Source organism: Sphaerisporangium sp. NPDC005289 (genome assembly GCF_040607455.1).
Taxonomy (GTDB): domain Bacteria; phylum Actinomycetota; class Actinomycetes; order Streptosporangiales; family Streptosporangiaceae; genus Sphaerisporangium; species Sphaerisporangium rhizosphaerae.
Genome location: NZ_JBEXGS010000004.1, coordinates 318,505 through 344,362, shown reverse-complemented (window position 1 = coordinate 344,362; position 25,858 = coordinate 318,505). Strand labels below are relative to the sequence as shown.

Genomic DNA, 25,858 nt, shown 5'->3' with positions numbered 1-25,858 from the left:
AACGTGTGGTGGGACGGCCGGTGGTGGGTCAGCGGGTGGCCGAGGTGAGGAGGGCGGCGGCGGGGAGGGTGGCGCGACCGTCCTCGGTGAGGTGGGGGGCGAGGATGGCGTGGTAGGCGGCTTTCACGCGTTCGATGGTGGCCGGGTTCTGCCGGGCGATCACGGCGGCGGTGCGGGCGGTTCCGGTGAGGATGGCGGTCCACCACTCCTCCGGGTCGACCGTGTGCTCCCATTCCAGCGTCCGCGCGCGCACCTCGGTGTACCCGGCGTCCTGGAGCAGCCCCGCGAACGACTCCGGGGTGCCGTACGCCTGGAAGGGGGACTTCTCGGGGACGTCGGCGGGCCGGGGCACCCCCACCGCGGCGACCGCCTCGTCGAAGACGACGGTGGCGCGCATCTTGGGGTAGTACCAGGAGGTCAGCGCCACCCTGCCGCCCGGGCGAACGACGCGGCGCAGTTCGCGTACGGCGGCGCGCGGGTCGCCGACGTGGTTGATGATGAGGTTGCCGACGGCGGCGTCGAACTCTCCGTCCTCGAACGGCAGGACGGGGAGGATCGCGTGCTCGACCCGCACGCCGGGCAGGCGCCGCACGGTGGCCGCGACCATCTCGGGCTCGGCGTCGGCGGCCGTCACCTCCGCTCCCCGGGCCAGCGCCGCCGCGCTCACCCCGCCGGGGCCGCAGCCGACGTCCAGGACGCGGCCGCCGGCGCCGACCCGCGCCTCGTCCAGCAGCGGCTCGATCAGGCGGGCGGTCAGCAATGCGACGCCCTGCTCGTACGCCTCGCTGCGGCCACGCCAGCCGGCCCGCTCGAAGGCGTCGAACTCGACGGCGAGCTCCTCTCGTCCCATGCTCACCAGTATCCCCCGGCCACGCCGGGCGCGGCTTCCGTGAGCATGCGGCATCACACTGGGGTATCGCGGCGTGCGCGGACGAGTTCGGTGACGCCGTCGCCCACGATGACCTTGCTCGACGGCATGACGAAAGGCGGATCACGATGACCGAAATCCATGACGCGAAGGCCGAGCCCGGAGGGACCGTCGAGGACGCCGCGCCGGCGGGCGTCACGCTGCCCGTGCGTCCTGGGGCGTATCTGCTCGAACTGGTGCCGGTCCCCGTCTTCGACATCGACCGGGCCAAGGCGTTCTACGCCGACAAGCTCGGCTTCGCCGTGGACGTCGACGTCCGGCCGGCGGAGGGGGTGCGGGTCGTCCAGCTGACCCCGCCCGGCTCCGCCTGCTCGATCACCCTGACCGAGGGCCTTCCGCAGGCCGACATGCCGGCCGGCTCGCTGCGCGCCCTGCACCTGGTGGTGAGCGACATCGAGCAGGCACGCGCGGCGCTCATCGCGCGCGGCGCGGAGGTGGGCCCCGTCGAGGACATGGGCGGCGTCTACTACGCCTTCTTCGCCGACCCGGACGGCAACACCTGGACGCTCCAGCACATGCCGTGGCGCGCCTGACACCGGTCGCCGGCATCGGGCATGGCGACCCGGACGGCGGAGCGCGGGCCGGCAGGCTCGCGGCCGGGGCGACGTCCGGGCCGGCCCGTGGGACGCCGGGGCCGCGTCAGGGGTAGCCCAGAGCCCTGTCAAGATCTTTTCCTTCCGGGCCCATTTCTCGCCCACCGGCTGCTGATCAGCGCAAACGTACGACGATATCCGGCGTGGCCGGTTGATCGGAGGAGCGGCTGATCCTCATGCTCGCCTGGTAGCCGTGCGGATCGTCACGGCAGGTGTCCGTCAGCTTGCCGGCGACATGGAGTGTGGCCATGCGTGAACAGGGTCGCGTACGGTGGAAGCGCTTCGCGATGATCTTCATCCCCGCGACGGCCGCGGCGGCGATGCTGGTCGGCGCCACCGTGCAGGGCGCCGTCGGCGCGTCGTTCGTCGTCGCCGGGACGCCGATCAAGTCGTCGGCCGACCTGGTCAAGGCGTTCGGGGACGAGGAGTTCGGCGGCTTCGTGGAGACCAAGGACGGGCAGAAGATCCCCGTCTACATCGTCGCCAGCGGGCGCCTCGAGACCTTCAACCTGTGCCAGAGCTACCTGCTGAACACCCCGATCGGGCCGGTGACCGTGCGGACCACCGCCGGGAACGACGGGCGGCCGGTCGTCGCCATCCGCCAGGTCCTCAAGGCGACGATGATCTCCGGCGATGTCACCTACACCGGCATCGAACTCGGCCGTGACGCCAGCACGCTGGACCAGATCCCCGGCATCACCGGCCCGCCCGGGACGCCCGGCGTGCAGGCGCCGAAGGTCGTCTCGCGCAACAGCCGGCAGGTGTTCCTGGCGCTCAGCGCCGCGCGGCTCGAGTTGCCGAATCTGACGCTCCGAATCCTGCTGGGCGATCACGAGTGCTTCTGACGACCGATGACCGCCACCCTCTGCCCGAGCGCCCGGGCCCGCACCGGACGCCCGGCGTGAACGGCGCTCCCCCCGTGGACGACGCTCCCGATCCTCCCGCCGCGCCCGCCGCACGGCCGCAAGGGCGGGCGGCGATGAGAGCGTGGCGGCGTTCGCGGCCGTTCTGGGGCGGCCTGCTCACCCTGCTGGCGGGGGTGGAACTCATCAGCCTGCCCTTCTCGCTCGACGCGATACCGCTGATCATCCACTCGGTGGAGGCGGGGCTGGCGTACCTGCTCTCGATCACGATGATCGTCCTCGGCGTGCTGATCGTCTTCCAGCCGGCGCAGCGCGTGTTCCTGGGCGTCGTGGCGATCCTGCTGTCGATCGCCTCGGTCGTCTACGTCAACGTCGGCGGCTTTCTGCTGGGGATGGTCCTCGGGCTGCTCGGGGGCGCGCTGACCGCCGCCTGGACCCCCGTCCCGCACGACCCGGCCGCCGCCGTCCCGCAGGACGCACCCGGCGCGCCGCCCGCCGGACCCGAGGTCCCGGATCCGCGGAAGGAGCCGGCGGCCGGGGCCGATAGCTGACCGGCGGGGCATGGTCGAGGGCCGGCCCGGCGGCGTGGTCGAAGGCCGACCCGGCTGGACGGGATCGACGCCCGGACAGGCGATACGGAGGTGCGCGCCGCCCGAGTGTGGGTAATAACCGGCAATGCCGGCCGACAAGCTCGACACCTACCGGAGCAAGCGCGACGCCGCCCGCACCCCCGAACCCGTCCCCGAGCCCGGGCCGCCGCCCACCGGGAACGACGACACCTTCGTCATCCAGGAGCACCACGCCCGCCGGCTGCACTGGGACCTGCGGCTGGAGCGCGACGGCGTGCTGGTGTCGTGGGCGATCCCGAAGTGCCTGCCGCTGGACCGCACGCCGAACCACCTGGCCGTGCACACCGAGGACCACCCGCTGGAGTACGCGACGTTCGAGGGCGAGATCGCCGCGGGCGAGTACGGCGGCGGGCTGATGCTCATCTGGGATCGGGGCACCTACGAGACCGAGAAGTGGACCGACCGCGAGATCAAGTTCGTGCTGCACGGCTCCCGGTCCTCGGGCCGGTACGTGCTGTTCCCGACCGACGGCAAGAACTGGATGATCCACCGGATGGACCCGCCGCCGCGGGAGGGGCTGCCGCCCGCCGAGGGCCTGCGTCCCATGCTCGCGGAGGACCGCAAGCGGCCGCCCCGCGACCAGGAGGCGTACGGCTTCGAGTTCGACCTCGGCGGCACCCGCGCCCTGGCGATCCTGGGCGAGGGCAAGGCCCGCTTCGTCGGCGCGGACGGCGTGCCGCTCACCCCCCGGACCACTCCCGGCCTGGAGGAGCTCGCCGGTCTGGGCAAGGCCGCCTGGGGCCTGCCCGCCGTGCTGGACGGCCGGATCGCCGAGGTCGGCGGCACCGTGATCTACATGATCTTCGACGTGCTGCGGCTGAACACCGGTGACCTGCTCGGCAGGTCCTACCGCGACCGGCGCAGGACGCTGGACCACCTGTCCCTGCGCGACCGCCACTGGCAGCCGACCCCGTGGTTCCCCGGCGACGGCGAGGCCGTGCTGAAGGTGGCCAGGGACCAGGGCATCCCGGCCGTCCTCGCCAAGCGCCTCGACAGCCCCTACCTGCCCGGCGCCCGCTCCCCGTACTGGCTCCGCGTCCCCCTGGAAACCGGCGGCTGACGGCGCCCCCCGGACGTCCGTACCGGCCGGACGCGCCGGCGGGCGGGCAGCCCTCGGATCTTTTTTCGCCTTTTCCCTTTCCTGCCGGGAAAGAGCAGGTCAGAGGGGTCCACGGCGGAGGAAATCGCCACCGCGACGGCCTTTTCCCGAATGGCGGTGAAAGGCGTTCCCGCAGGTGGCGGCCGTATGTGAATGCGACGTTCACGTTTGCCAGTTCCGGCCGGGCCGGTCGAAGATGAATCATCACCGAAACACCCCCGGCCGGGGTTCTCTCGCCATGCCCGTGAACGCCCGCAACCCCTTGAGGAGGGGACGATGATCCATGCCCGAGGACTGACCCGGCGGTTCACGGCGCGACGCCGTACCGTCGAGGCCGTCCGCGGTATCGACCTCGACGTGGAGCCCGGACAGCTGGTGGCCTTCCTCGGCCCGAACGGCGCCGGAAAGTCCACCAGCCTGCGCATGCTGACCACCTTGCTGCCCCCGACCTCGGGGACCGCGACCGTCGCCGGCCGCGACGTGGTGTCCGACCCCGCCGGGGTGCGCGCCCGCATCGGATACGTGGGGCAGAAGAACAGCGCCGGCGAGAGCTTCCGCGTCCGCGACGAACTGGTCACGCAGGGACGCTGTTATGGCCTGCCCGTGCCGGTGGCGCGGCGGCGGGCCGACGAGGTGCTCGGGATGCTGGAGCTCGAGGCGCTGGCCGACCGCCGGCCGGGCACCCTGTCCGGCGGGCAGCGCCGCCGTCTGGACATCGCCCTCGGGCTGGTCCACCGGCCCGAGCTGCTCTTCATGGACGAGCCGACGACCGGGCTCGACCCGCGCGGGCGCGCCGACATCTGGCGGCACATCCTGCGCCTGCGCGCCGAGCACGGCACGACGCTGTTCATGAGCACCCACTACCTGGAGGAGGCAGACAGCATGGCCGAGCGGGTGGTGATCATCGACCGTGGCCGGATCATCGCCGACGGGACGGCCGAGAAGCTCAAGAGCGACCTGGCCGGCGACCGCATCACCGTGACCTGCGCGTCCGAGCAGGACGCCGCACGGGCCGCGGTCACCGCCGAGCGCGTCGCCGGCCCCGAGGGGGTCGGCGTGTCCGGGACGGCCGTCGAGATACGGGTGCCGCACGCCGCCGTGGCGCTGCCGGCGTACCTGCGGACGCTGGAGGAGGCGGGCGTGCGAGTGGCCGCCGCCGAGACGGCCCGGCCCACGCTCGACGACGTGTTCCTCACGCTCACCGGGCGCACCCTGCTCGAGAGCGACGATGCCGGCCACGGCCCCACGGCGGGTCCGGCCGGGTCCGCCGATCAGGACGGCCCGAAGGACCAGCAGGACCAACAGGACCAGAACGGGCGCGACGGCCGGGACGGCCGGAAGGAGGGATGGGCATGAGCCGGCGTTTCTTCCAGGACACACGCACGGTCTTCGTCCGGGAGATCGTCCCCGCGCTGCGCGAGCCGTACAGCACGGTCTTCGCCATGGCGCAGCCGCTGCTGCTGCTGTTCCTGTTCGGCCCGCTGCTCGCGGGCACGACAGGCCAGAGCGGGTGGGGCGGAGGCGAAGGGGCGGCCTCGCCGTGGCAGTGGTTCGTGCCCGGGACGCTCATCATGATGTGCCTGTCCGGGCCGATGCTGGCCGGGTACTCGCTGCTCCTGGAGCTGCTGGGCGGCTCGATGGAGCGGATGCTCGTCACCCCGCTCGACCGCGCGGCGATGCTGGTCGGGCGCATTCTGAAGGAGTTCGTGATCCTGCTGGCCCAGGCGGCGGTGCTCATCGGCCTCGCGGTGCCGCTGGGCCTGCGGCTGCCCGTGGCGGGCGTGCTGGCCGCACTGGCGCTGCTGATCGTGTTCGGCACGGGGCTCGGCTCGCTGTCGTTCGTGCTGGCGATCGCCTCCCAGCCCAGCGGGCAGCTGTTCTGGGCGGTCACGCAGGTGGTGGCGTTCCCGCTCATGTTGCTGTCGGGCGTGCTGCTGCCGATCGACCACGGGCCGGCCTGGCTGCGGACGGCCGCCGCGCTGAACCCGGTGACCTACGTCGTCGAGGCGGAACGGGCGCTGTTCGCGGGACGGTTCGCCGACCTGTCGGTGCTGTACGGGGTGGCCGCCGCGGCCGCCGTCGCCGCGATCGGCCTGACGTGGGGCACCCGCGCCATGCGACGCGGGGTGTGAGAGGTAGAGTCGCGAGTGTTCGACCGGACAGGGGGCCGCGCCGGTTCAACCGGCTCCGCAGGGCCGAGTTCGACGCGCGCTTCCCCGGCCTGCCGGCCCTGGTCCTCGCCGAGGAGACAGCCTCGCCGGCGGCGCCACAGGTCTAGACCTGCCCGCCCGATCATGGCGCTGACCAGCGAGGACGTGTGAGCAAGGCCACTGCGTCCCTGACACCATTTCACACGGCGTTCATAAACGGGCAACAGCTCCGAAACGGCTGATTGGAAACCTCGGCGTTGCGGACACGAGAGGGGTCTGCCTTGCTGAAGGGATCGTCGTGACCTACAAGGCCGAGTACATCTGGATCGACGGCACCGAGCCGACCGCCCGGCTCAGGTCGAAGACCAGGATTCTTGCCGACGGAGCCGACCTGCCGATCTGGGGCTTCGACGGCTCCAGCACCAACCAGGCACCGGGCAAGGCGTCCGACTGCGTGCTCAAGCCGGTGTTCACCTGCCCGGACCCGATCCGGGGCGGCGACAACGTGCTCGTCCTGTGCGAGGTCCTGCTCACCGACATGACGCCGCACGCGACCAACACGCGGGCGCTGCTCACCCCGGTCGCCGAGCGCTTCGCCGACCAGGACTCCTGGTTCGGCATCGAGCAGGAGTACACCTTCTTCAAGGACGGCCGCCCGCTCGGCTTCCCCGTCGGCGGGTTCCCCGCCCCGCAGGGCTTCTACTACTGCGGCGTCGGCGCCGACGAGGTGTACGGCCGCGACATCGTCGAAGCCCACCTCGACGCCTGCCTGACCGCGGGCCTGGCGATCTCCGGCATCAACGCCGAGGTCATGCCCGGTCAGTGGGAGTTTCAGGTCGGCCCGGCCGGGCCGGTCGAGGTCTCCGACCACCTCTGGATCGCCCGGTGGCTGCTCTACCGCATCGCCGAGAACTTCGGCGTGTCGGCCACGCTCGACCCCAAGCCGGTGCAGGGCGACTGGAACGGCGCCGGCGCGCACACCAACTTCTCCACCAAGGCCATGCGCGAGGGCTACGACGCCATCATCACCGCCTGCGAGGCCCTGGGCGAGAAGGCCCAGGAGCACATCACGGGCTACGGCTCGGGCATCGAGAAGCGGCTCACCGGCATGCACGAGACCGCCCCGTGGAGCGAGTTCAGCTACGGCGTCTCCGACCGCGGCGCCTCGGTGCGCATCCCGTGGCAGGTCGAGGTCGACAAGCACGGCTACATCGAGGACCGCCGCCCGAACGCCAACTGCGACCCGTACGTGGTCACCCGGCTGATCGTCGGCACCTGCTGCGAGGGCCTGGAGAAGGCCGGCCAGGTCTGACCCGGACGAACGGCGCCGCCCGCGGGGAGATGCATCCCCGCGGGCGGCGCCGTCGTCATGTCAGCGCACCAGGGCGGCGACGCGCTTGCGGTTGGCGAAGATGTCGTCGACCAGGCCGTACGCCCTGGCCTCCTCGGCGGTGAAGATCTTGTCGCGCTCGATGTCGGCGCGCACGCTCTCGGCCGTGCGGCCCGAGTGCCGGGCGAGGAGTTCCTCCTGCAGGGCGCGCATGCGGATGATCTCGCGGGCCTGGATCTCCATGTCGCTGGAGGGGCCGAAGCTGCCCTCCATCGACGGCTGGTGGAGCAGGACGCGCGACTGCGGCAGCGCCGCCCGCTTGCCCGGGGCGCCGGCCGCCAGCAGCACGGCCGCGGCGGAGGCCGCCTGGCCGATGCAGACGGTCTGGACCTCGGGCCGGACGAACTGCATGGTGTCGTAGATCGCGGTCATGGCCGTGAACGACCCGCCCGGCGAGTTGATGTAGATGCTGATGTCGCGGTCGGGGTCGAGCGACTCCAGCGTCAGCAACTGGGCCATCACGTCGTTGGCCGAGGTGTCGTCGATCTGCACGCCGAGGAAGATGATGCGGTCCTCGAACAGCTTGTTGTACGGGCTCATCTCCTTGACGCCGTAGGTCGTGCGCTCGGTGAAGGACGGCACGACGTACCTGGCGGCGATGGGCGCCACGCGGGCGGAGAGCTCGGGTCGGCGTTCTGACATGGGCTTGTCCCCTCCTCGTCTCGGGTCAGGACACCGGGCCGGCGGAGGGCACCAGCGCGGCGCTGCCCACCACCTTGTCGATGAAGCCGTACTCGCGGGCCTCCTCGGCGGTGAACCAGCGGTCGTGGTCGGAGTCGCGCTCGATCTGGTCCACCGGCTGACCCGTGTGGAAGGCGATGCGCTCGGCCAGGAGCTTCTTGGTGTAGAGCATCTGCTCGGCCTGGATCTTGATGTCGGAGGCCGTGCCGCCGATGCCGCCCAGCGGCTGGTGCATCAGGATGCGGGTGTGCGGGAGCGCGTAACGCTTGCCCGCCGTTCCGGCGCAGAGCAGGAACTGCCCCATCGAGGCGGCGAGCCCCATCGCCACCGTGGAGATGTCATTAGGGACATATTGCATGATGTCGTAAATCGCCATTCCGGCGGAAACGGAGCCGCCGGGCGAGTTGATGTAGAGAAAGATATCCCGCTTGGCATCCTCGGCGGACAGCAGAAGAAGCTCGCCGCAGATTCTGTTGGCGATATCGTCGTCCACCTCCTTTCCGAGGAAGACGATGCGCTCGCGCAGCAGTCGCTGGCCCAGGACATCGAGCATCCCCGGCAGGGGCGCCTCGACCGGGTGTGAACCCACGACGCGGCCCGCGCCGGCGGACGCGAACGGATCAAAGGAATGAACGCCGGAGGACACCATTGCCACCTGCTCCCGAATCGGACGCGTGAACGCCGCGCCTTTCCGGCACGGCGAATTACGTCTTCAACGGTGCCAGGCGTTCCGGCCGGCCGGCAGCTTTTTCACTGTCGGCGTCACCGGCCGCGCCTTTTCCGCTTCCGGCGAATTGCCGCGCGCCCTGTTCCGCCGTGGACGAAATTCCTTGACGACCGCCGGAGGGACGATCACGCCGGGCGGTCCCCGGCGACGAGAGCACCGGTGCGCGCCGAATGACGATCAGCCTCGGCCATCCCGGCGGCGGCGGTCACGCGCCGCCGGGATTGTCGTAGGAGACGACGAGATCGCCGTCGGTCACCTCGACGCGGATGACCGCCCCGTCCCGCACGTCCCCGGCGATCAGCGCGCGGGCGATGCGCGTCTCGACCTCGCGGGCGATGAACCGGCGCAGCGGGCGGGCGCCGTACACCGGATCGAAGCCCTGCTCGGCGATGAACCGCAGCGCGGCCCCGGTGACCTCCAGGCTCATCATCCGGTCGGCCAGCCGCGTCCTGACGTCGTCGAACATCAGCGAGACGATCCGCTCGACCTCCGGCTCGGTCAGCGGCTTGAACAGCACCGTGTCGTCCACCCGGTTGAGGAACTCCGGGCGGAAGCGCCCGCGCAGGTCCGCCATGACCAGGTCGCGCGCCGGCTGGTCGATCTCGCCCACGGCGGTCACGCTGTCCATCAGGAACTGCGACCCGATGTTGGACGTCATGATGATCACGGTGTTGCGGAAGTCCACCGTGCGGCCCTGCGCGTCGGTCAGCCGCCCGTCGTCGAGCACCTGGAGCAGGATGTTGAACACATCGGCGTGCGCCTTCTCCATCTCGTCGAACAGCACCACCGAGTACGGCTTGCGCCGCACCGCCTCGGTGAGCTGGCCGCCCTCCTCGTAGCCGACGTACCCGGGCGGGGCGCCGACCAGCCGGCTGACGGTGTGCCGCTCCTGGTACTCGCTCATGTCGACGCGGACCATGTTCTCCTCGGTGTCGAACAGCGCCTGCGCCAGCGCCTTGGCCAGCTCGGTCTTCCCGACCCCGGTGGGGCCGAGGAAGATGAACGAGCCGATCGGCCGGCGCGGGTCCTTGATGCCCGACCGGGCGCGCATGATCGCGTCCGCCACCGCCTTCACCGCCTCGTCCTGGCCGACGACCCGCTCGTGCAGGATCTCCTCCAGCCGCAGCAGCTTCTCCCGCTCGCCCTCCTTCAGGCGGCTGACGGGGATGCCGGTCCACCGGGAGACGATGCCGGCGATCTCCTCCTCGGTCACCACCTCGCGCAGCAGCCGGTGGGCGCCCTGCTTGGACTCCAGCTGCTCCTCGGCCGCGCGGAGCCTGCGCTCCAGCTCCGGCAGCGTGCCGTGCGTCAGCTCGGCGGCCCGGTCGAGTTCGTACCCGCGTTCGGCCCGCTCGGCCTCGCGCCGCACCGTCTCGATCTCCTGGCGCAGTTGCTGCACCTTCCTCAGGGCGTGCCGCTCGGCTTCCCACTGCGCGCGCATGGCGTCGGACTCGGCCCGCAGGTCGGCCAGCTCCCTGCGCAGGCCCTCCAGCCGCTGGGCGCTCGCCGGGTCGTCCTCCTTGGCCAGCGCCGCCTCCTCGATCGAAAGGCGCGTCACCCGGCGCGTCAGCTCGTCCAGCTCGGCCGGCATCGAGTCGATCTCGGTGCGCAGCATCGCGCACGCCTCGTCCACCAGGTCGATGGCCTTGTCCGGCAGGAAGCGGTCGGAGATGTACCGGTGGCTCAGCACGACCGCCGCGACGATCGCGGCATCCATGATCTTGACGCCGTGGTAGACCTCCAGCCGCTCGCGCAGGCCGCGCAGGATCGACACCGCGTCCTCGACCGACGGCTCCTCCACGAACACCGGCTGGAACCTGCGCTCCAGGGCGGCGTCCTTCTCGATGTGCTTGCGGTACTCCACGATCGTGGTCGCGCCGATCAGGTGCAGCTCGCCGCGGGCCAGCATCGGCTTGAGCATGTTGCCGGCGTCCATGGCGCCCTCGCTCGCCCCGGCCCCGACGACGTTGTGCAGTTCGTCGATGAACAGCAGGATGCGTCCCTCGGACGCCTTGACCTCGGTCAGCACGGCCTTGAGCCGCTCCTCGAACTCGCCGCGGTACTTGGCGCCCGCGATGAGCGACCCCATGTCCAGGCTGAAGATCGTCTTGTCCTTGAGCCCCTCGGGGACGTCGCCGCGGGTGATGCGCTGGGCGAGCCCCTCGACGATCGCGGTCTTGCCGACGCCGGGGTCGCCGATGAGCACCGGGTTGTTCTTGGTCTTGCGGGAGAGAATCTGCACGACCCTGCGGATCTCGGCGTCCCGCCCGACGACCGGGTCCATCTTGCCAGCCCCGGCCGCGGCGACCAGGTCCATGCCGTACTTCTCCAGCGCCTCGTAGGCGATTTCGGGATGCGCGGAGGTCACCCGCTGGTTGCCGCGGATGCGCGTCAAGACCGAGAGCAGCCGGTCGCGGGCGATGCCGTGCCCCTGCAGCAGCCGCCCGGCCGAGGTCTCGACGCCCTCGTCGGCGAGGGCGAGCAGCAGGTGCTCGACCGAGACGTACTCGTCCTTGAGCCGCCTGGCCTCCTGGTCGGCCTGGTCGAACAGCCGCGACAGCCGGCGGGTCACGTACACCTCGCCGGGGGAGGCGCCGGGGCCGCCGACCCTGGGACGCCGCTGGAGCTCCGACTCCAGCTCCAGGGTGAGCTTGTCCGGGTCGCCGCCCGCCGCCGTCAGCAGCCGGGGCACCAGTCCGTCCTGCTGGCCGAGCAGGGCCAGCAGCAGGTGCTCGCCGTCGACCTCGGTGTGCCCGTGGCGGATCGCCTTGGTCTGCGCGTCGTGCAGGGCTTCCTGCGACTTCTGGGTCAGTCGGTTCGGGTCCACGATGACACTCCCGTCGTCGATGAGGCGTGACGGCGCAGGGCCGCCTCAAGCTCCGCGATGCGGTCGAGCAGGTCGAGCACCACGCCCAGCGAGGCGTAGTTCAGCGACAGGCCCTCGTGCAGGCGCTCGATGCGCCCGAGCACGACGAGCTGCGACGGCGCGAACCTCAGCTCCTCCCCGCACCGGTCGATGGGCTCCAGCAGGCCGAGAGCGACCAGCCTGCGCACCAGGTCCGGGTGCAGGCCGCCCGCCCGGGCGAAGGACTCGACGCCGATGCCCGGCGCCGGGGTCAGGGCCGTCGTCATGGGACGCCTCCGCGAGGTCACGGCGCTCACCTCCTGGGGTCGAAGCGGGAGACCGGCGCCGGGTCATGGCGCTCACCTCCTGGGATTGAAGCGGGAGACCGGCGCCGGGTCACGGCGCTCCGCTCCTGGGGTTGAAGTGCGAGACCGCCGCCAGCCGCTCGAACGCGGCGCGCTCCTCGTCGGTGATCTTCGACGGCACCATGACGCGCGCCTCGGCGTACAGGTCGCCCGGCGCGCCCTTGGGGTTCGGCAGGCCGCGCCCGCGCAGCCGCAGCCGGCGGCCCGAGGACGTGCCCGGCGGCACCTTGACCTTCGCCTCCCCGCCGGGCGTGTCGACCGGCACGGTCGCCCCGAGCGCCGCCTCCCACGGGGTCAGCGGCAGCGGAACGTGGATGTCCCGCCCCTCGACCCGGTAACGCGGGTCGGCGATGTGGACGATCAGGTACAGGTCCCCCGCCCGGCCGCCGTCGGCGCCGTGGCCGCCCTGGCCGGCCAGCCGGATGCGCTGGCCGTCCGTCACGCCCGGCGGGATCGTCACCTGCAAGGTGCGCGACCCCTGCGCGCCCTGGATCGTGATCGGACGGCGCCCGCCGTGGAACGCCTCGCCGACGTCGAGGGTGATCTCGGCCTCCTGGTCGGCCCCCGGGACCGGGCCCCAGCGGCGCCGGCCGCCCCCTCCCCGCCCGAACATGCCGCCCAGCAGCTCCTCCAGATCGATGTCCATGCCGGCCTGGTCGGAGGTGAACCGGAAGCCCTGGCCGCGCCCGGAGCCCGCGCCGGCCGCCGCATCCCACGGCGCGCCGGCCCAGCCCGCCCCCGCGCCCGCGCCGGCCCGGCGGTAGGCGTCGGGGTCCACGTCCTCGGGCACCGACCGCCAGTCCGGGCCGAACGCGTCGTAGCGCCGCCGCTTGGCCGGGTCGGACAGCACGTCGTAGGCCTCGGACACGTCCTTGAACCTCTCCTCGGCGCCGGGGTCCTTGTTGACGTCGGGATGGTAGGCGCGGGCGAGCTTGCGGTAGGCGCGCTGGATCTCGTCCTGAGTGGCCGTCCTCGGCACTCCCAGCACCTGGTAGAAATCCCGCGCCGCCATCAGCCCGCCGGTTCCGGCCGCTCCGGAGCCGTCGCGACGATCACCGCCGTCGGGCGGAGCTGGCGCTCGCCGTCGCCGTACCCGGGACGCACGACGCCCGCGACCGTTCCCGCCGGGACCTGCGGGTCGGCGACCGTGCCCACGGCCTCGTGGTGGACCGGGTCGAACGGCACGCCCAGCTCCTCGTGCCGGGCGAACCCGAGCCGGGCCAGCATGGCGACGGCCTGGTCGCGTACCGCGCGCACGCCCTCGACGACCGCGCCGGCCTCGGCGTCGGCGTGCCGCAGGGCGAGGTCGAGGTTGTCGACGACCGGCAACCACTCGCGCACGGTGCGGGCCCGCTCCTCGGCGCGGATGCGCTCGGCGTCCCTGGCGACGCGCTTGCGCAGGTTGTCCAGCTCCGCCGCCGACCGCAGCCAGCGGTCCTCCAGCTCGGCCATCCTGGCGTCGGTGTCCTCGGCGCTCCCGCCGTCCCCGGCGGACGAGCGGTCCGGCCCCTGGCCGGGCGCCCGGGCCGGCGGACGCCCGGCGGGCTCGCCGTACGCCCCGGCGGGGGGCGGGCGCCCCGTGCCCCCCGGGGTCTCACCGCGTTCCTCGGCCATGTCCGTTTCCTTCTGGTCCGACGTGTCGGTCCGGCGTCGTCACTCCCGCGTGTCGATCCTGCGTGTCGATCCTGCGTGTCGATCCTGCGTGTCGATCCTGCGTGCGGTCCCGGGGGTCAGTCCGACGTGGTGAACTCGGCGTCGATGACGTCGTCGCCGCCCTTCGCCCCGCCGCCCTGCGCGGCCCCCTGGGAGGCGGACGGGCCGGCGCCCTGCTCCTGGCCCGCGGGCCCCTCCTGCTGGGCGGTGACGGCGGCCAGGCTGTGGAACACCTGCTGCAGCTCCGAGGACAGGTCGCGCAGCCGCTCGACCGGCGCCTCCTCCTTGATGGCCTGCCGCGCGTCGGCGACGAGCTGCTCGGCGCGGGCCTTCTCGTGGACGGGGACCGCCTCGCCCAGCTCGGCGAGCCGCCGTTCGACCTGGTAGGCGACCGAGTCCAGCTCGTTCCTCGCGTCGATCGCCTCGCGGACCCTCGCGTCCTCGGTGCGGTGCCGCTCGGCGTCCTGGACCATCCGGTCGATCTCGCCCTTGTCCAGGTTGGAGCTCTCGCTGATCGTGATGCGCTGCTCGGCGCGGGTGTCCTTGTCCTTGGCGGCGACGTTGAGGATGCCGTTGGCATCGACGTCGAAGGTGACCTCGATCTGCGGCACTCCGCGGGGCGCCGGGCGGATGTTCTCCAGCCGGAACCGGCCGAGGGCCCGGTTGTCGGCCGCGCGCTCGCGCTCTCCCTGCAGGACCACCACGTCCACGGCGTTCTGATCGTCCTCGGCGGTGCTGAAGGTCTCCGTGCGGCGGGCCGGGATGGTGGTGTTGCGCTCCAGGACCTTGGTCATGACCCCGCCGAGGGTCTCGATGCCCAGCGACAGAGGCGTGACGTCCAGCAGCAGCACGTCCTTGACCTCGCCCTTGAGCACGCCGGCCTGGACCGCGGCGCCGTCGGCCACCACCTCGTCGGGGTTGACCGTCATGTTCGGCTCCTTGCCTCCGGTGAGGCGGCGCACGAGGGCCTGCACGGCCGGGATGCGCGTGGAGCCGCCCACCAGGATGACCTCGTCCAGGTCGTCGGCGGAGAGCTTGGCGTCCTCCATCGCGCGCTGGACCGGGCCCATGGTGCGCTCCACCAGGTCCCTGGTGATCTCCTCGAAGGTGGAGCGCATCAGGGTGGTGTTCAGGTGCTTGGGCCCGTTGGCGTCGGCGGTGATGAACGGCAGGCTGACGGTCGTCTGGGTCACCGACGACAGCTCCACCTTGGCCTTCTCGGAGGCCTCGAACAGCCGCTGGAGGGCCTGGGGGTCCCTGCGCAGGTCGATGCCGGTCTGGGACTGGAACTCGTCGGCCAGGTGGTCGACCAGCCGGCGGTCGAAGTCGTCGCCGCCGAGGTGGGTGTCGCCGGAGGTGGAGCGCACCTCGATGACGCCCTCGCCGATGTCCAGGATGCTCACGTCGAAGGTGCCGCCGCCGAGGTCGAACACCATCACCGTCTCGCTGCCCTTCTTGTCCAGCCCGTAGGCCAGGGCGGCGGCGGTCGGCTCGTTGATGATCCGCATGACCTCCAGGCCCGCGATCTTGCCGGCGTCCCTGGTGGCATGCCGCTGCGCGTCGTTGAAGTACGCGGGCACCGTGATCACCGCCTCGGTGATCTTCTCGCCGAGGAACTTGGCGGCGTCGGCGACCAGCTTGCGCAGCACCAGGGCGGAGATCTCCTCCGGCGCGTACAGCTTGTCCTTCACCTTGAAGCGCACCGCGTCGTCCGGGCCGGGCGCCACGTCGAACGAGACGGCGTGGATCTCGCTCTCCACCTCGTCGTACCGGCGGCCGATGAAGCGTTTGACGGAGTAGAGGGTGCCCTTGGGGTTGAGGATGGCCTGCCGCCGCGCGAGCTGGCCGACGAGTCTCTCCCCGGTGTCGGTGAAGGCCACCACCGACGGCGTCGTCCGCTGTCCCTCCGCGTTCGGGATGACCACCGGCTGGCCGTCTTCGGTCGTGGCGATGACGGAGTTGGTCGTTCCCAGGTCGATGCCGACTGCCTTGGCCATTGCTGCCTCCCGCAGGACGCCGGGGATGGCGGCGTGCACGCTGACGCGTCGTCGCGCAGCGCGCACGCCCACACCTTCGACACTGGCCAGCGAGGGACGGCCGCACATCCTCAATACGGGTAGTCGTTGGCCGCCAGAGCCCCTGTGTACTGTTGAAAGAGCAGGTCAGAACGGGTGCCGTGCCCCATCGTCCAGAGGGCCCGGGCGCGGCCTCCGACGGCCGGCGGAGCACGCCGCGACGACCCGGACCCTTGTCACGGGGGAGAAATGCGTGGACGCGAGCCCGAGTGGCACATCCTCGGCCGGCTGCTGAGCGCGGCCGAACACGGCGGCGGCGGAACACTGCTCGTCGAGGGCGAGCCCGGCACGGGCAAGACCCTGCTCCTGGCCGAGGCCGCCGCCCACGCCTCCCGGCGGGGCTTCGCGCTGGCCACCGGCAGCGCCGAACGGCTGTCGCCCGAGCGCCTCGGCACGCGCGCGCTGGAGCACCTGCGCGTCCGGCTGGCCCGCGGCGCGCCCGGCCGCCCGTTGCTGGTGGGCCTGGACGACCTGCAACGGGCCGACTTCGCCACACTCGCCACGCTGCGCGCCCTGCACCGCGACCTCGGATGCCGCCGCCTGGTGTGGCTGCTGTCCCGGTCGGTCACGACGGCCGGGCGCCCCTGCCCGGCGACGCGGGCCGGGGAGTGCAGCGAACACCTGTTCCAGGTCCTGGAGAGCCACGGCGCCACCCGCCTCACGCTGCGCCCGCTGCCGGAGGAGGCGGTCGCCGCGGTGGCCGCCGACGTGCTCGGCGCGGTGCCCGACCCTGGTCTGCTGAGCTTCGCGGCGGGCGCGGGCGGCAACCCGTTCCTGCTGGTGGAGTTGCTGCGCGGGCTGCGCGAGGAGGGCGCCGTCGAGGTGCGCGGCGGCCGTGCCCGGCTGCCGCGGCCCTCCCCGGCCGCCGCCCGGCCCGGCGGGGAGAGCCCGTGCCCGCCGCCCGAGCGGGTGCGCGCCGCCGTGCGGTCGCGGCTGCGGGGGCTGAGCCGGGAGGGGCGCCAGCTGGTGGAGGTGGCGGCGGTGCTCGGCCGGCGCTTCTCCCCCGAGGACGTGGGCGACCTGGTCGGGCGGGGCCCGGCGGCGCTGCTCCCCGCCGTCGAGGAGGTGCTGGACGCCGGGCTGCTCCTCGCCGCCGGCGACACGCTGGAGTTCCGGCACGAGCTGGTCTGGCGGGCCGTCCTGCGCGATCTGCCCGCGGCGATGCGCAACGCGCTGCACCACCAGGCCGGCCGCCTCCTGCTCGGCCGGGGCGGCGCGGCGGAGCGGGCCGCCGGGCACCTGGTCGAGGGCGTCCGGCCGGGCGACACGCGCGCCCTCGCCGACCTGGACCGGGCGGTCACCGAGGTCCGCGCCACCGCGCCCGGCGCCGCCGCCGACCTCGCCGTCCAGGCGGTCAAGCTGAGCGACCCCGCCGACCCGCGCCGGCCCGCGCGCGTCGTCACGGCCGTCGAGGCGGCCACCGAGGCCGGACGGCTCGCCGACGCCGAACGGCTGGCGCGTTCGGCGCCGGCCCGGGCGACGTCCCCGGCCGCCGCCGCGTTGCACTGCGCCCTGTCCGGGGTCCTGCTGCCGGCCGGGCGGCCGGCCGAGGCGGTGGCCGAGGCGGAGGCGGCGCTCCGCGAGCGAGCGCTGCCCGCCCCCTGGCGCGAGCGCGCCACGCTCGGCCTGCTGTACGGCCTGGCCGCCCTGCCCGACCGCGAACGGGCCGAGCGGGAGGCCCTCAGGGTCCTCGCGGACGCCGGACGGCACGAGGCGGCGGCGGAGGCGGCGGCCACGGCGGTGCTCGGGACGATCTGGTGGGAGTCCGGACGCCTCGCCGAGGGTCTGCGCGCGGCCAGAGAGGCCGTCGGGCGGGCGGAGGACGCCGGCGATCCGGAGGGGCGGGCCTGCACGCGGCTCGCGCTGGCCGCGATGCTGACCGACGTCCGCCTGCTCGACGAGGCCCGCGCCGTCATCGGCGAGGCCGCCGAGGAGGACGAGTCTCCCGGCCACGACGCGTGCGCGGCAGGCGAGCCGCCCGGCCACGACGCGTGCGCGGCAGGAGAGGCGTCCGGCCACGGCGCATGGGCGGCGGTCGAGGCGCCCGGTCATTGGGCGACGGGCGAGGTGCCCAGTCACGGCCCGTGGGCGGCGGGGGCGGCGGCCCTGTCCGCGCGGGCCGAGCTGGCCGCCGGGCGTGCGGAGGACGCCGCGGCCCGGGCGAGACGGGCGCTGGACCTCGTCCAGGCCACGGGCGCCCGCCTGTCCGGCGCCGTCGCGGCAGCGGTGCTGGCCACCGTCGCGCTGCGCCGGGGCGACCTGCGCGCGGCCGAGCGCCACGCGGACGGTGACGACGGGTGGCCGCTCCAGGCCGGGACGGCCGCCTGCTGGTGCGCGATGGCCGCGGCGCAGGTCGTCGAGGCCCGGGACGGTCCCGCCGCCGCGCTGGAGCGGCTCGGCCCGCTCTACGCCGGGGTGCGGGAACGGCCGGGCCTCCTGGTGGCGGACCCGGCCGCCGCGCCGTGGCTGGTCCGCGTCGCCCTGGCGGCGGGCGACCGGCCCGGCGCCCGGCTCACCGTCGCCTCGGCCGAGCGCCTGGCGGAGGGCGCCCCCGGGTTCCCCACCGTCCGCACCGCCGCCATCCACGCGCGCGGCCTGCTCGAAGGGGACGCCGAAGCGCTCGAACCGGCCGTCAAGGAGGGCGTGGACCCCTGGGCCCTCGCCTCGGCCGCCGAGGATCTCGGCGTGACGCTGGAGGCCGCCGGCGACCGGCGGGCGTGCGTGCGGACCCTGGACCAGGCGCTGGCCGGCTACCAGGAGTGCGGGGCGGCCAGGGACGCGGCCCGGCTGCGGCGCAGGCTGCGCCGGCTGGGCGTGCGGCACCGGCACTGGGCCACCGCCGATCGGCCGGTCACCGGCTGGGCCAGCCTCACCGACACAGAGCGCACGGTCTCACTGCTGGTCACCCAGGGATGGACCAACCGGCGGGTCGCCGAGCAGATGTTCATCAGCGTGCACACCGTGGCCTTCCACCTGCGCCAGATCTTCCGCAAGCTGGGCATCGGATCGCGGGTGGAGCTGACCCGCCTCGTGCTCGAGCGGCACCACCACCAAGAGGCCACAGACGGCACGAACGGCGCGGACCGGCCGGAGTGAGATCAAGCGGGGCGCCCGGCTCCGGCGCGGGCATCCGCCGTCGGGCTCAAGGCCGGCGGGCCCCGGAGAGCGCTCAGGCGGAGGCGCGGTCGTGCCCGTAGGCGACGGTGACGGCGGGGGCGATGAAGGCGGCCCAGACGAGCTTGCCCTGGCCCTCGGTCATCCTCCAGCCCCAGGAGCAGCTGAGGCTCTCGACCAGGTGCAGCCCCCGGCCGCTCTCGGCGAAGTAGTCGGCGCGGGTGACGACGGGCGGCCCGTCGTAGGGGTCGGAGACGGCGCAGACCAGGTGCGAGGCCCGGTGGAGCAGGCGCAGCCGGGTGGGTTCCCCGGCGTGCCGCATGGCGTTGGTGACCAGCTCGGACACCACGATGCGGGTGTCGTACGCCAGCTCGCCCAGCCCCCAGTTGTTCAGCGTCGCCATGGTGAAGTCTCGGGCCATCTTGATCGTCGCACCGGTGCGGCCGAGTGAGCACAGCTCGGCGGCCACCGGCTCCCAGGAGTCGCCCTCCATCGCGGGCAGCAGCCACCAGGGAGCCTCACCCCGTACAACGGACTGCCGGCAAGCCTGGTGGTGTGCGGTCATCAAGGTCCTCACTACGTTGGGGCCGTTCACGCGGTCCGGACATGACGGGGCGAGTCAATCTTTCTTCACGACACGTTCTGATGCAAGTGCCGATGCACGTGCAAATGCTACTTTTCCCCACGGAACTCAGACATATGCCCGTCTATGACCGTTTCTATGCAAAGAGAGGACCAAAAACCTTCGCCGATGTCGCGTGGTGTACGAGCACCACTCAGGGATGAGACACTGTCGGCTGCTCATTCATCCGTGGCTCCAGGAGCTCGCATGATCACGGCCCTCGGACAAGACGACGACGTACCTGACGGACATATCCTCGCCTATTCGCGAGGCGGCCCCACCGCCTTGCGCATCCTGCTCGGCGCGAACCTTCGCCGGCTGCGCATCGCCAAGGGCATCACGCGCGAGGCCGCGGGCGACGCCATCCGCGCCTCGCACGCCAAGATCAGCCGCCTGGAGCTGGGCCGGGTCGGTTTCAAGACGCGTGACATCACCGACCTGCTCACCCTCTACGGCGTGATCGACCCCGACGAGCGCGCCACGTTCCTCAAGCTGGCCCAGCAGGCCAACGCCCCCGGATGGTGGCAGAAGTACAGCGACCTGCTGCCGTCGTGGTTCGAGCTGTACGTCGGCCTGGAGGAGGCCGCGTCGGTCATCCGCACCTACGAGATCCAGTTCGTCCCCGGCCTCACGCAGACCGAGGACTACGCCCGTGCGGTGATCATGCTGGGACACTCCGAGGCCTCGGTCGAGGAGATCGACCGGCGCGTGGCGCTCCGCATGGCCCGCCAGCGGCAGGTGATCGGGCCGGAGGGCCCCCGCCTGTGGGCCCTGGTGGACGAGGCGGCCCTGCGGCGCCCGCTCGGCGGCCGCAACGTCATGCGGGCCCAGGTCGACCGCCTCCTGGAGCTCACCGAGTCGCCCACCATCACGGTGCAGGTCGTGCCGTTCGGCCAGGGCGGCCACGCGGCGGCGGGCGGCCCGTTCACGATCCTGCGCTTCAACGAGCGCGACCTTCCCGACGTGGTCTACATGGAGCAGCTCACCAGCGCTCTTTACCTGGACAAGCGCGAAGAGACCGACCCGTACATGAAGGTCATGGACCGTCTCTGCGTCGAGGCCGCCACCGTGGCGGAGTCCCGGCGCTTCCTTGAGGCGCTCCGCACGGAGATGTGAAGGGTTCCAGATATTCGCGTATATAAGGCGAAAAGTCGGGCACGGGACGTCGAGTAAGGGAGAAAACGCAGCTCAGAGGAGGCACCATGCTCCAGGGCAAGACGATCGCCTTTCTCGTGGCCCCCGAGGGCATCGAACAGGTCGAGCTGACCGAGCCGTGGAAGGCCGTGGCACAGGCCGGCGGCACCCCGCGCCTGGTGTCCACCCAGCGCGGCAAGGCCCAGGCGTACAACCACCTCGACAAGGCCGACGCCTTCGACATCGACGCGACCGTCGATGAGGTGAGCGCGGGCGACTTCGACGGCCTGATCCTGCCCGGCGGGGTCGCCAACCCCGACGCCCTGCGGATGAACGACGACGCCGTGCGGTTCGCCCGGTCGTTCTTCGACGCCGGCAAGCCGGTGGCGGCGATCTGCCACGCGCCATGGACGCTGATCGAGGCCGGCGTCGTCGGCGACCGCGCGATGACGTCATGGCCGAGCCTGAAGACCGACCTGCACAACGCGGGCGCGTCCTGGGCCGACCAGGAGGTCGTGGTCTGCACCAACGGGCCGAACACCCTCATCACCAGCCGCAAGCCCGACGACCTCAAGGCCTTCTGCCAGGCCGCGGTCGACGCGTTCGGCGGAGGCTGACCGGCCGGTCCCCGAGGGTGATCGGAGCCCAAACCCCGCCTTCTCGTTGTGAGCGATATCGGTCTCTGCCATGCTTTCCGCCATCAGCGGCAGATGGGCATGTCGCGTGGCAGGAAAGAACCTGACATGACCGAGATCTTCACGCTCGGCGAGGCGCTGGGCGTCGTCTCCGCGGACCGGCTCCGGCACGACACCGACGTCCGGCTGGACGTCGCGGGCGCCGAGCTGACCGCCGCCGTGGGCCTGGCCCGGCTGGGGCACTCCGTGACCTGGCTGGGCAGGGTCGGCGTCGACGAGCTGGGCGCCCGCATCCTGACCGTGCTGCGGGGCGAGGGAGTGGACGTCTCGCACGCCCAGACCGACTCCGCCGCGCCGACCGGGCTCGCCATCCGGCAGCGGCGCATCGGCCGGGTGGGGCACGTCGTCCACTACCGCGGCGGGTCGGCCGGCTCGCGGCTCGGCCCGGGCGACATCCCCGCGCGCGCCCTGCAGTCCGCCAAGGTGCTGCACGTCACCGGCATCACCCCGGCCCTGAGCGGCACCGCTTGGAGTGCGGCCCACCACGCCATCAAGCTGGCCAGGGAGGCCGGCGTCGCGGTGTCGGTCGACGTCAACCACCGGCCGCAGCTCTGGGTCGACCGCCAGGAGGCCGTCGAGGCGCTCACCGAGCTGGCGATGAGCGCCGACGTGCTGTTCGCGAACCAGGACGAGCTGCAGCTCATCGAGCCGGCCATTGGAACGGTCCGCGAGCTGGTGGTCACCCGGGGAGGCAAGGGCGCGAGCGCGACCATCAACGGCATGCGCTACGACGCCCAGGCCGCGCCGGTCACCGTGGTCGACCCGGTGGGCGCCGGGGGGTCCTTCGTCGCGGGCTACCTCAGCGGCATGCTGGAGGAACTGCACCCCACCGACCGGCTGCGCCGCGGCTCGGCGCTGGCCGCGTTCACCGTCGCCAGCCACAGCCCCTGGCAGGGCCTGCCCACCCGCTCCGAACTCCCCCCGCTCACCTTCTGACCGGTCCGCGCCTCGAACGCCCCTGCCGGCCGGGGCATGCCCCGGCCGCGCCTGGGACGGCCATCCGACCGGTCCGCGCCTTGTCCTTGCTCTAGCCGCTACCAGGCCAGGCCGACGGCCCTGCTCCGGCCGCTACCAGGCCAAGCCGACGCTGAGCCCGTTCGGCCACAGCACGGGCAGGCTGCTCTGCTGGCCCACACCGCCGACCAGCGTCCCCGTGCAGCCGGCGCCGGCGAACACGGCCGCCACGGCGGGGATGCCGGGCGAGCCGAAGGTGTTCCTGATCGAGGCGATCGGGAACGGGGCGGCCACGCACCCGCCGCCCGGCGGCAGGTAGACCATCTTGCCGGTGTAGTTGTATCCGCTGTACGCGCAGATCGATCCGGGCTTGCAGTCCTCGGCGGCGGCGTTCGCCGCGGGCGGGGCGAACGACAGCGCGGCGGCTCCCGCGAGCACGGCCAGCGAGACCAGACGCGCGCCTCGGCGTAAGGACATGGACTACCCCCTTCTCGGACGAACACCGAGCGGCCCCTATCTCTTGCTCCGGCCGCACCTCCGTACGGGCTCCGCCGCACGTGCGGAGCCGGTTCACCCTCGGATCAACGCACCCGCGCCCGAGCCGGTCAACCCCGCGCCGGACCCGACACACGTCCGCCATGGCCAGCGCACCACCCGCCCCCGAACCCGGTGAAATTTTCGCCGCCCCACCCAGCCTCACCCGTGCACGGTGACCGCGAACGTGCGTCGCTCGGGCTCGCCGGCCCAGCGGTGTTACATGCCTTGACCGGTATATGCATGGAGGGGCATACTGGCTGGTGTGCCCGATGTCATCTGGTCCGTGCTGATCGATCCGCATCGCCGCGCCATGCTCGACCTCCTGCGTGAACGTCCGCGCACGGTCGGCGAGCTGGTAGACGCGCTGCGCCTGTCACAGCCCACGACGTCCAAGCACCTGCGGGTGCTGCGGGACGGAGGCTTCGTGCAGGTCGCGCGGGACGCTCAGCGCCGTGTCTACACCATCGACCCGGCCCCGCTGGCCGAGCTCGACGCCTGGCTCGCCCCCTACCGGCGGCTGTGGAACGACCGGCTCGACGCGCTGGGGCGCCACCTCGACACCACCAAGGAGAACTGATGGATCTCGGAACCTCCATCGAACATCGGGGCCGCCCCGCGGTGCGCTTCGAGCGCGTCTACGACCATCCGGTCGAGCGGGTCTGGGAGGCCGTCGCCACGCCCGGAGGGCTGGCGCACTGGTTCCCCTCGGCGGTCGAGCTCGAACCCCATGCCGGAGGAAAGATCACCTTCTCGGGTGACCCGAACCTCGAGACCATGACCGGCACCGTCGTGGCGTTCGAGCCGCCACGCCGCCTGGCCTTCACCTGGGGCGGCGACGAGCTGCACTTCGACCTCGAACCAGTCGGCGACCACGGCTGCCGGCTCACGCTCGTCAACGTCCTGGAGCGGGCCGACACGGCCGCGCGCAACGCGGCCGGCTGGACCGTCTGCCTGGCAGAGCTGGACAAGCACCTGGCCGGCGCCGCGGCCGGCGGGCCGCACAGCGACACCGCGCTGCCGTGGCGGCAGATGTACGAGGCGCATGTCTCCTCCGGCATGCCGTCCGGAGCCCCGATACCCGGCGCTCCGCAGGAGACGACCGACACCGCGAACTGAGGCCGGCCGCGGCGGTCAGACCGAAGCAGGGTGTCCTGCGCGGTCAAAGGGCGGAGCGGGAGGCGGCGCGGCCGAGCGGAGCCCGGTGGCCGGCGCAGTCCGACCGGAGCCGGGGCCAGCGTGTTCGGGACGGAGCCAGGGGCCGGCGCGATTAGGGCGGATCCAGGGGCCATCGTCGTTGAAGCGGATCCAGGGGCCGACCCGGTCGGAGGAAGCCCGGTGTCCGGCGTGGTGGTAGCGGAAGCGGGTGGCCGGCGTGGTGGAAGCGGAGGCGGGGAGCGGCGTCAGAGGTGGAGGGGGAGGCGGGCCAGGCGCCAGGAGCCGGGCATGGGCTGGCGTTCCAGATCTTCGGGTGCGACGGCCAGGGCCATGCCGGGGAAGCGCCGCAGCAGCCCCGCGAAGGCCACCTCGGCCTCCTGGCGGGCGAGCGCCGCGCCCAGGCAGTAGTGCAGGCCGTGCCCGAACCCCACATGGGTCTCCCTGCGCCCGTCCGGCTCGCGGGTGACGTCGAGCCGCTCGGGGTCGTCGAACACGCGGGGGTCGTAGTTGCCCGCGACCAGCACCGCCATCACCGCCTCCCCCTTGCGCACCGGCATGCCGCCGATCTCGACGTCCTCGGCGGCGTACCGCAGGCGGGTGCCCTGCACCGGCCCGCACCAGCGCATCAGCTCGTGCACGGCGCGCGGCGTCAGCCCCGGGTCGCCGCGCAGCAGGGCGAGTTGCTCGGGGTGGGTGAGCAGGGCGGCGACGCCGTTGCCGATCAGGTGGGCGGTGGTCTCGTGACCCGCCAGGACCAGGGTCAGCACGAGGGTGACCATCTCGGTGTCGCCGAGCCGGTCGCCGTCCTCGTCGTGGGTGCGGATCAGGCCGGTCAGCAGGTCGGCGGTCGGCGCGGCGCGGCGCCGTTCGATCAGGGCGTGGATGTGCTCCACCATGTCCCGCAGGGCGCCGGCCATGCCGCCCGCCTCCAGGGTCACCAGGGCCTTGCCCCATTCGCGCCACTGCGGGCGGTCCTGTTCGGGGATGCCCACCAGTTCGCAGATGACGGTGATCGGTAGCGGGTAGGCGAAGTGTTCCATCAGGTCCACCGCCCCGTGCCGCCCGAGGCCCTCCAGGCGGTCGAGGAGGGACTCGGTGATCTCCTGGACGCGCGGACGCAGTTCCAGGACCCGGCGCGCGGTGAAGGCGCGCGACACCAGCCTGCGCAGCCGCAGGTGGTCGGCTCCGTCGGCGTCCAGGACGCTGTCCAGGATGTACGGCGCGTACTCCTCGGGGATTCCGCGCGCGGCCAGTTCGCGCTCGCGGATGTCGCCGACGTCCATGCCGGGCACGTTCGCCGGATCGTTCACGAAGCGCGGGTCGCCGAGGACGGTCTTGACGTCGGCGTACCGGGTGACCAGCCAGATCGGCGTGCCGCGCCCGAAGAACGTCCCCCGGACGAGCGGGGCCCGCTCGCGCAGGCGCGCGTAGCCGCGGAAGGGGTCGCGCATGAGCTCGAAGTCCATCAGGTCGACGGCATCCCCCGCCCCGGCGGACGTGCCGGGACCGCCGGACGTGCCGGGACCGCCGGACGTGCCGGGACCGCCGGACGTGCGGGGGTGTGCGGGAGTGCCCATGCTCGCCTCCTGGAGCGTCAGGTGAGGTCGCGCCGTGTGCCCCTCCTCGTCGGACGCTCGGCGCTCGCCGGC

Annotated in this window: 25 protein-coding genes; 13 read left to right on the top strand and 12 right to left on the bottom strand. The window is 72.7% G+C overall.

Annotated elements, in window-relative coordinates:
* Window positions 1–28: 28 nt before the first annotated feature.
* Entirely contained in the window at window positions 29–850 is an 822-nt protein-coding gene (locus ABZT47_RS10035; RefSeq protein ID WP_354838257.1) for a methyltransferase domain-containing protein, read from the bottom strand.
* Window positions 851–996: 146 nt separating this feature from the next.
* Here ABZT47_RS10035 and ABZT47_RS10030 point away from each other — a divergent pair, with 146 nt between their 5' ends.
* Complete coding sequence (locus ABZT47_RS10030) at window positions 997–1,461, top strand: VOC family protein (RefSeq protein WP_354838254.1); 465 nt, start codon at window positions 997–999, stop codon at window positions 1,459–1,461.
* 175 nt (window positions 1,462–1,636) lie between these two features.
* Here ABZT47_RS10030 and ABZT47_RS10025 read toward each other — a convergent pair whose 3' ends face one another.
* The gene (locus ABZT47_RS10025) at window positions 1,637–1,771 is read right to left on the bottom strand and encodes a hypothetical protein (protein ID WP_354838251.1); all 135 of its coding nucleotides are present in this window, start codon (window positions 1,769–1,771) and stop codon (window positions 1,637–1,639) included.
* On the opposite strand from ABZT47_RS10025, the gene ABZT47_RS10020 reads away from it, so the two are divergent.
* The 6 genes from ABZT47_RS10020 to glnII all read left to right on the top strand — a co-directional run bounded on the left by ABZT47_RS10020 (window position 1,770) and on the right by glnII (window position 7,574).
* Window positions 1,770–2,366 carry a DUF6230 family protein gene (locus ABZT47_RS10020; protein ID WP_354838248.1) on the top strand — a complete coding sequence of 199 codons (597 nt, stop codon included), beginning with the start codon at window positions 1,770–1,772 and terminating at the stop codon, window positions 2,364–2,366. The genes ABZT47_RS10025 and ABZT47_RS10020 overlap by 2 nt on opposite strands.
* Window positions 2,367–2,500: 134 nt before the next feature.
* Window positions 2,501–2,935 (top strand): DUF6114 domain-containing protein, encoded by a 435-nt coding sequence (locus ABZT47_RS10015; protein ID WP_354838245.1) that lies wholly within the window; start codon window positions 2,501–2,503, stop codon window positions 2,933–2,935.
* Between the two features lie 124 nt (window positions 2,936–3,059).
* On the top strand, window positions 3,060–4,073 hold the full coding sequence (locus ABZT47_RS10010; protein ID WP_354838242.1) for a DNA polymerase ligase N-terminal domain-containing protein: 1,014 nt from the start codon (window positions 3,060–3,062) through the stop codon (window positions 4,071–4,073).
* Window positions 4,074–4,388: 315 nt separating this feature from the next.
* Window positions 4,389–5,468, top strand: a complete 1,080-nt coding sequence (locus ABZT47_RS10005) for an ATP-binding cassette domain-containing protein (RefSeq protein WP_354838239.1) — start codon at window positions 4,389–4,391, stop codon at window positions 5,466–5,468.
* Window positions 5,465–6,244 (top strand): ABC transporter permease, encoded by a 780-nt coding sequence (locus ABZT47_RS10000; RefSeq protein ID WP_354838236.1) that lies wholly within the window; start codon window positions 5,465–5,467, stop codon window positions 6,242–6,244. Before ABZT47_RS10005 ends, ABZT47_RS10000 begins: the two co-directional genes overlap by 4 nt.
* Window positions 6,245–6,560: 316 nt before the next feature.
* Window positions 6,561–7,574 carry a glutamine synthetase gene (glnII, locus tag ABZT47_RS09995; RefSeq protein WP_354838234.1) on the top strand — a complete coding sequence of 338 codons (1,014 nt, stop codon included), beginning with the start codon at window positions 6,561–6,563 and terminating at the stop codon, window positions 7,572–7,574.
* A gap of 60 nt (window positions 7,575–7,634) precedes the next feature.
* Here the strand turns inward: glnII and ABZT47_RS09990 are convergent, their stop codons facing one another.
* From ABZT47_RS09990 to dnaK, 7 genes are all read right to left on the bottom strand, one after another.
* Entirely contained in the window at window positions 7,635–8,294 is a 660-nt protein-coding gene (locus ABZT47_RS09990) for an ATP-dependent Clp protease proteolytic subunit (RefSeq protein WP_354838231.1), read from the bottom strand.
* 25 nt (window positions 8,295–8,319) lie between these two features.
* Window positions 8,320–8,886 carry an ATP-dependent Clp protease proteolytic subunit gene (locus tag ABZT47_RS09985; protein WP_354838747.1) on the bottom strand — a complete coding sequence of 189 codons (567 nt, stop codon included), beginning with the start codon at window positions 8,884–8,886 and terminating at the stop codon, window positions 8,320–8,322.
* A 379-nt stretch (window positions 8,887–9,265) separates the two neighbouring features.
* Window positions 9,266–11,887, bottom strand: coding sequence for an ATP-dependent chaperone ClpB (clpB, locus tag ABZT47_RS09980; protein WP_354838228.1), 2,622 nt, complete (start codon window positions 11,885–11,887; stop codon window positions 9,266–9,268).
* Entirely contained in the window at window positions 11,869–12,192 is a 324-nt protein-coding gene (locus ABZT47_RS09975) for a chaperone modulator CbpM (protein ID WP_354838225.1), read from the bottom strand. Before ABZT47_RS09975 ends, clpB begins: the two co-directional genes overlap by 19 nt.
* A 109-nt stretch (window positions 12,193–12,301) precedes the next feature.
* Window positions 12,302–13,282: a DnaJ C-terminal domain-containing protein gene (locus ABZT47_RS09970; RefSeq protein WP_354838222.1), complete on the bottom strand. Its 981-nt coding sequence runs from the start codon at window positions 13,280–13,282 to the stop codon at window positions 12,302–12,304.
* Entirely contained in the window at window positions 13,282–13,884 is a 603-nt protein-coding gene (locus ABZT47_RS09965; RefSeq protein WP_354838220.1) for a nucleotide exchange factor GrpE, read from the bottom strand. The genes ABZT47_RS09970 and ABZT47_RS09965 overlap by 1 nt, the downstream gene beginning before the upstream one ends.
* A gap of 116 nt (window positions 13,885–14,000) precedes the next feature.
* Window positions 14,001–15,920 carry a molecular chaperone DnaK gene (dnaK, locus tag ABZT47_RS09960; protein WP_354838744.1) on the bottom strand — a complete coding sequence of 640 codons (1,920 nt, stop codon included), beginning with the start codon at window positions 15,918–15,920 and terminating at the stop codon, window positions 14,001–14,003.
* Between the two features lie 267 nt (window positions 15,921–16,187).
* On the opposite strand from dnaK, the gene ABZT47_RS09955 reads away from it, so the two are divergent.
* On the top strand, window positions 16,188–19,094 hold the full coding sequence (locus ABZT47_RS09955; protein ID WP_354838218.1) for a LuxR C-terminal-related transcriptional regulator: 2,907 nt from the start codon (window positions 16,188–16,190) through the stop codon (window positions 19,092–19,094).
* A gap of 73 nt (window positions 19,095–19,167) precedes the next feature.
* Here ABZT47_RS09955 and ABZT47_RS09950 read toward each other — a convergent pair whose 3' ends face one another.
* Window positions 19,168–19,677, bottom strand: a complete 510-nt coding sequence (locus ABZT47_RS09950) for an ATP-binding protein (protein WP_354838216.1) — start codon at window positions 19,675–19,677, stop codon at window positions 19,168–19,170.
* A 264-nt stretch (window positions 19,678–19,941) separates the two neighbouring features.
* Between ABZT47_RS09950 and ABZT47_RS09945 the strand changes: the two genes are divergently transcribed.
* The 3 genes from ABZT47_RS09945 to ABZT47_RS09935 all read left to right on the top strand — a co-directional run bounded on the left by ABZT47_RS09945 (window position 19,942) and on the right by ABZT47_RS09935 (window position 22,499).
* Entirely contained in the window at window positions 19,942–20,850 is a 909-nt protein-coding gene (locus ABZT47_RS09945) for a helix-turn-helix transcriptional regulator (RefSeq protein WP_354838214.1), read from the top strand.
* Between the two features lie 86 nt (window positions 20,851–20,936).
* Complete coding sequence (locus tag ABZT47_RS09940) at window positions 20,937–21,485, top strand: type 1 glutamine amidotransferase domain-containing protein (RefSeq protein WP_354838212.1); 549 nt, start codon at window positions 20,937–20,939, stop codon at window positions 21,483–21,485.
* Window positions 21,486–21,611: 126 nt separating this feature from the next.
* A complete protein-coding gene (locus ABZT47_RS09935) occupies window positions 21,612–22,499 on the top strand; it encodes a sugar kinase (protein WP_354838210.1) in 888 nt (295 codons plus the stop codon).
* Window positions 22,500–22,631: 132 nt separating this feature from the next.
* Here ABZT47_RS09935 and ABZT47_RS09930 read toward each other — a convergent pair whose 3' ends face one another.
* Entirely contained in the window at window positions 22,632–22,994 is a 363-nt protein-coding gene (locus ABZT47_RS09930) for a peptidase inhibitor family I36 protein (RefSeq protein ID WP_354838208.1), read from the bottom strand.
* Between the two features lie 322 nt (window positions 22,995–23,316).
* On the opposite strand from ABZT47_RS09930, the gene ABZT47_RS09925 reads away from it, so the two are divergent.
* Both ABZT47_RS09925 and ABZT47_RS09920 read left to right on the top strand, forming a co-directional pair.
* Entirely contained in the window at window positions 23,317–23,631 is a 315-nt protein-coding gene (locus tag ABZT47_RS09925; protein ID WP_354838206.1) for a metalloregulator ArsR/SmtB family transcription factor, read from the top strand.
* Window positions 23,631–24,170 carry an SRPBCC family protein gene (locus tag ABZT47_RS09920; RefSeq protein ID WP_354838204.1) on the top strand — a complete coding sequence of 180 codons (540 nt, stop codon included), beginning with the start codon at window positions 23,631–23,633 and terminating at the stop codon, window positions 24,168–24,170. Before ABZT47_RS09925 ends, ABZT47_RS09920 begins: the two co-directional genes overlap by 1 nt.
* Before the next feature lie 284 nt (window positions 24,171–24,454).
* Here the strand turns inward: ABZT47_RS09920 and ABZT47_RS09915 are convergent, their stop codons facing one another.
* Window positions 24,455–25,786, bottom strand: a complete 1,332-nt coding sequence (locus ABZT47_RS09915) for a cytochrome P450 (RefSeq protein ID WP_354838202.1) — start codon at window positions 25,784–25,786, stop codon at window positions 24,455–24,457.
* Window positions 25,787–25,858: the final 72 nt, after the last annotated feature.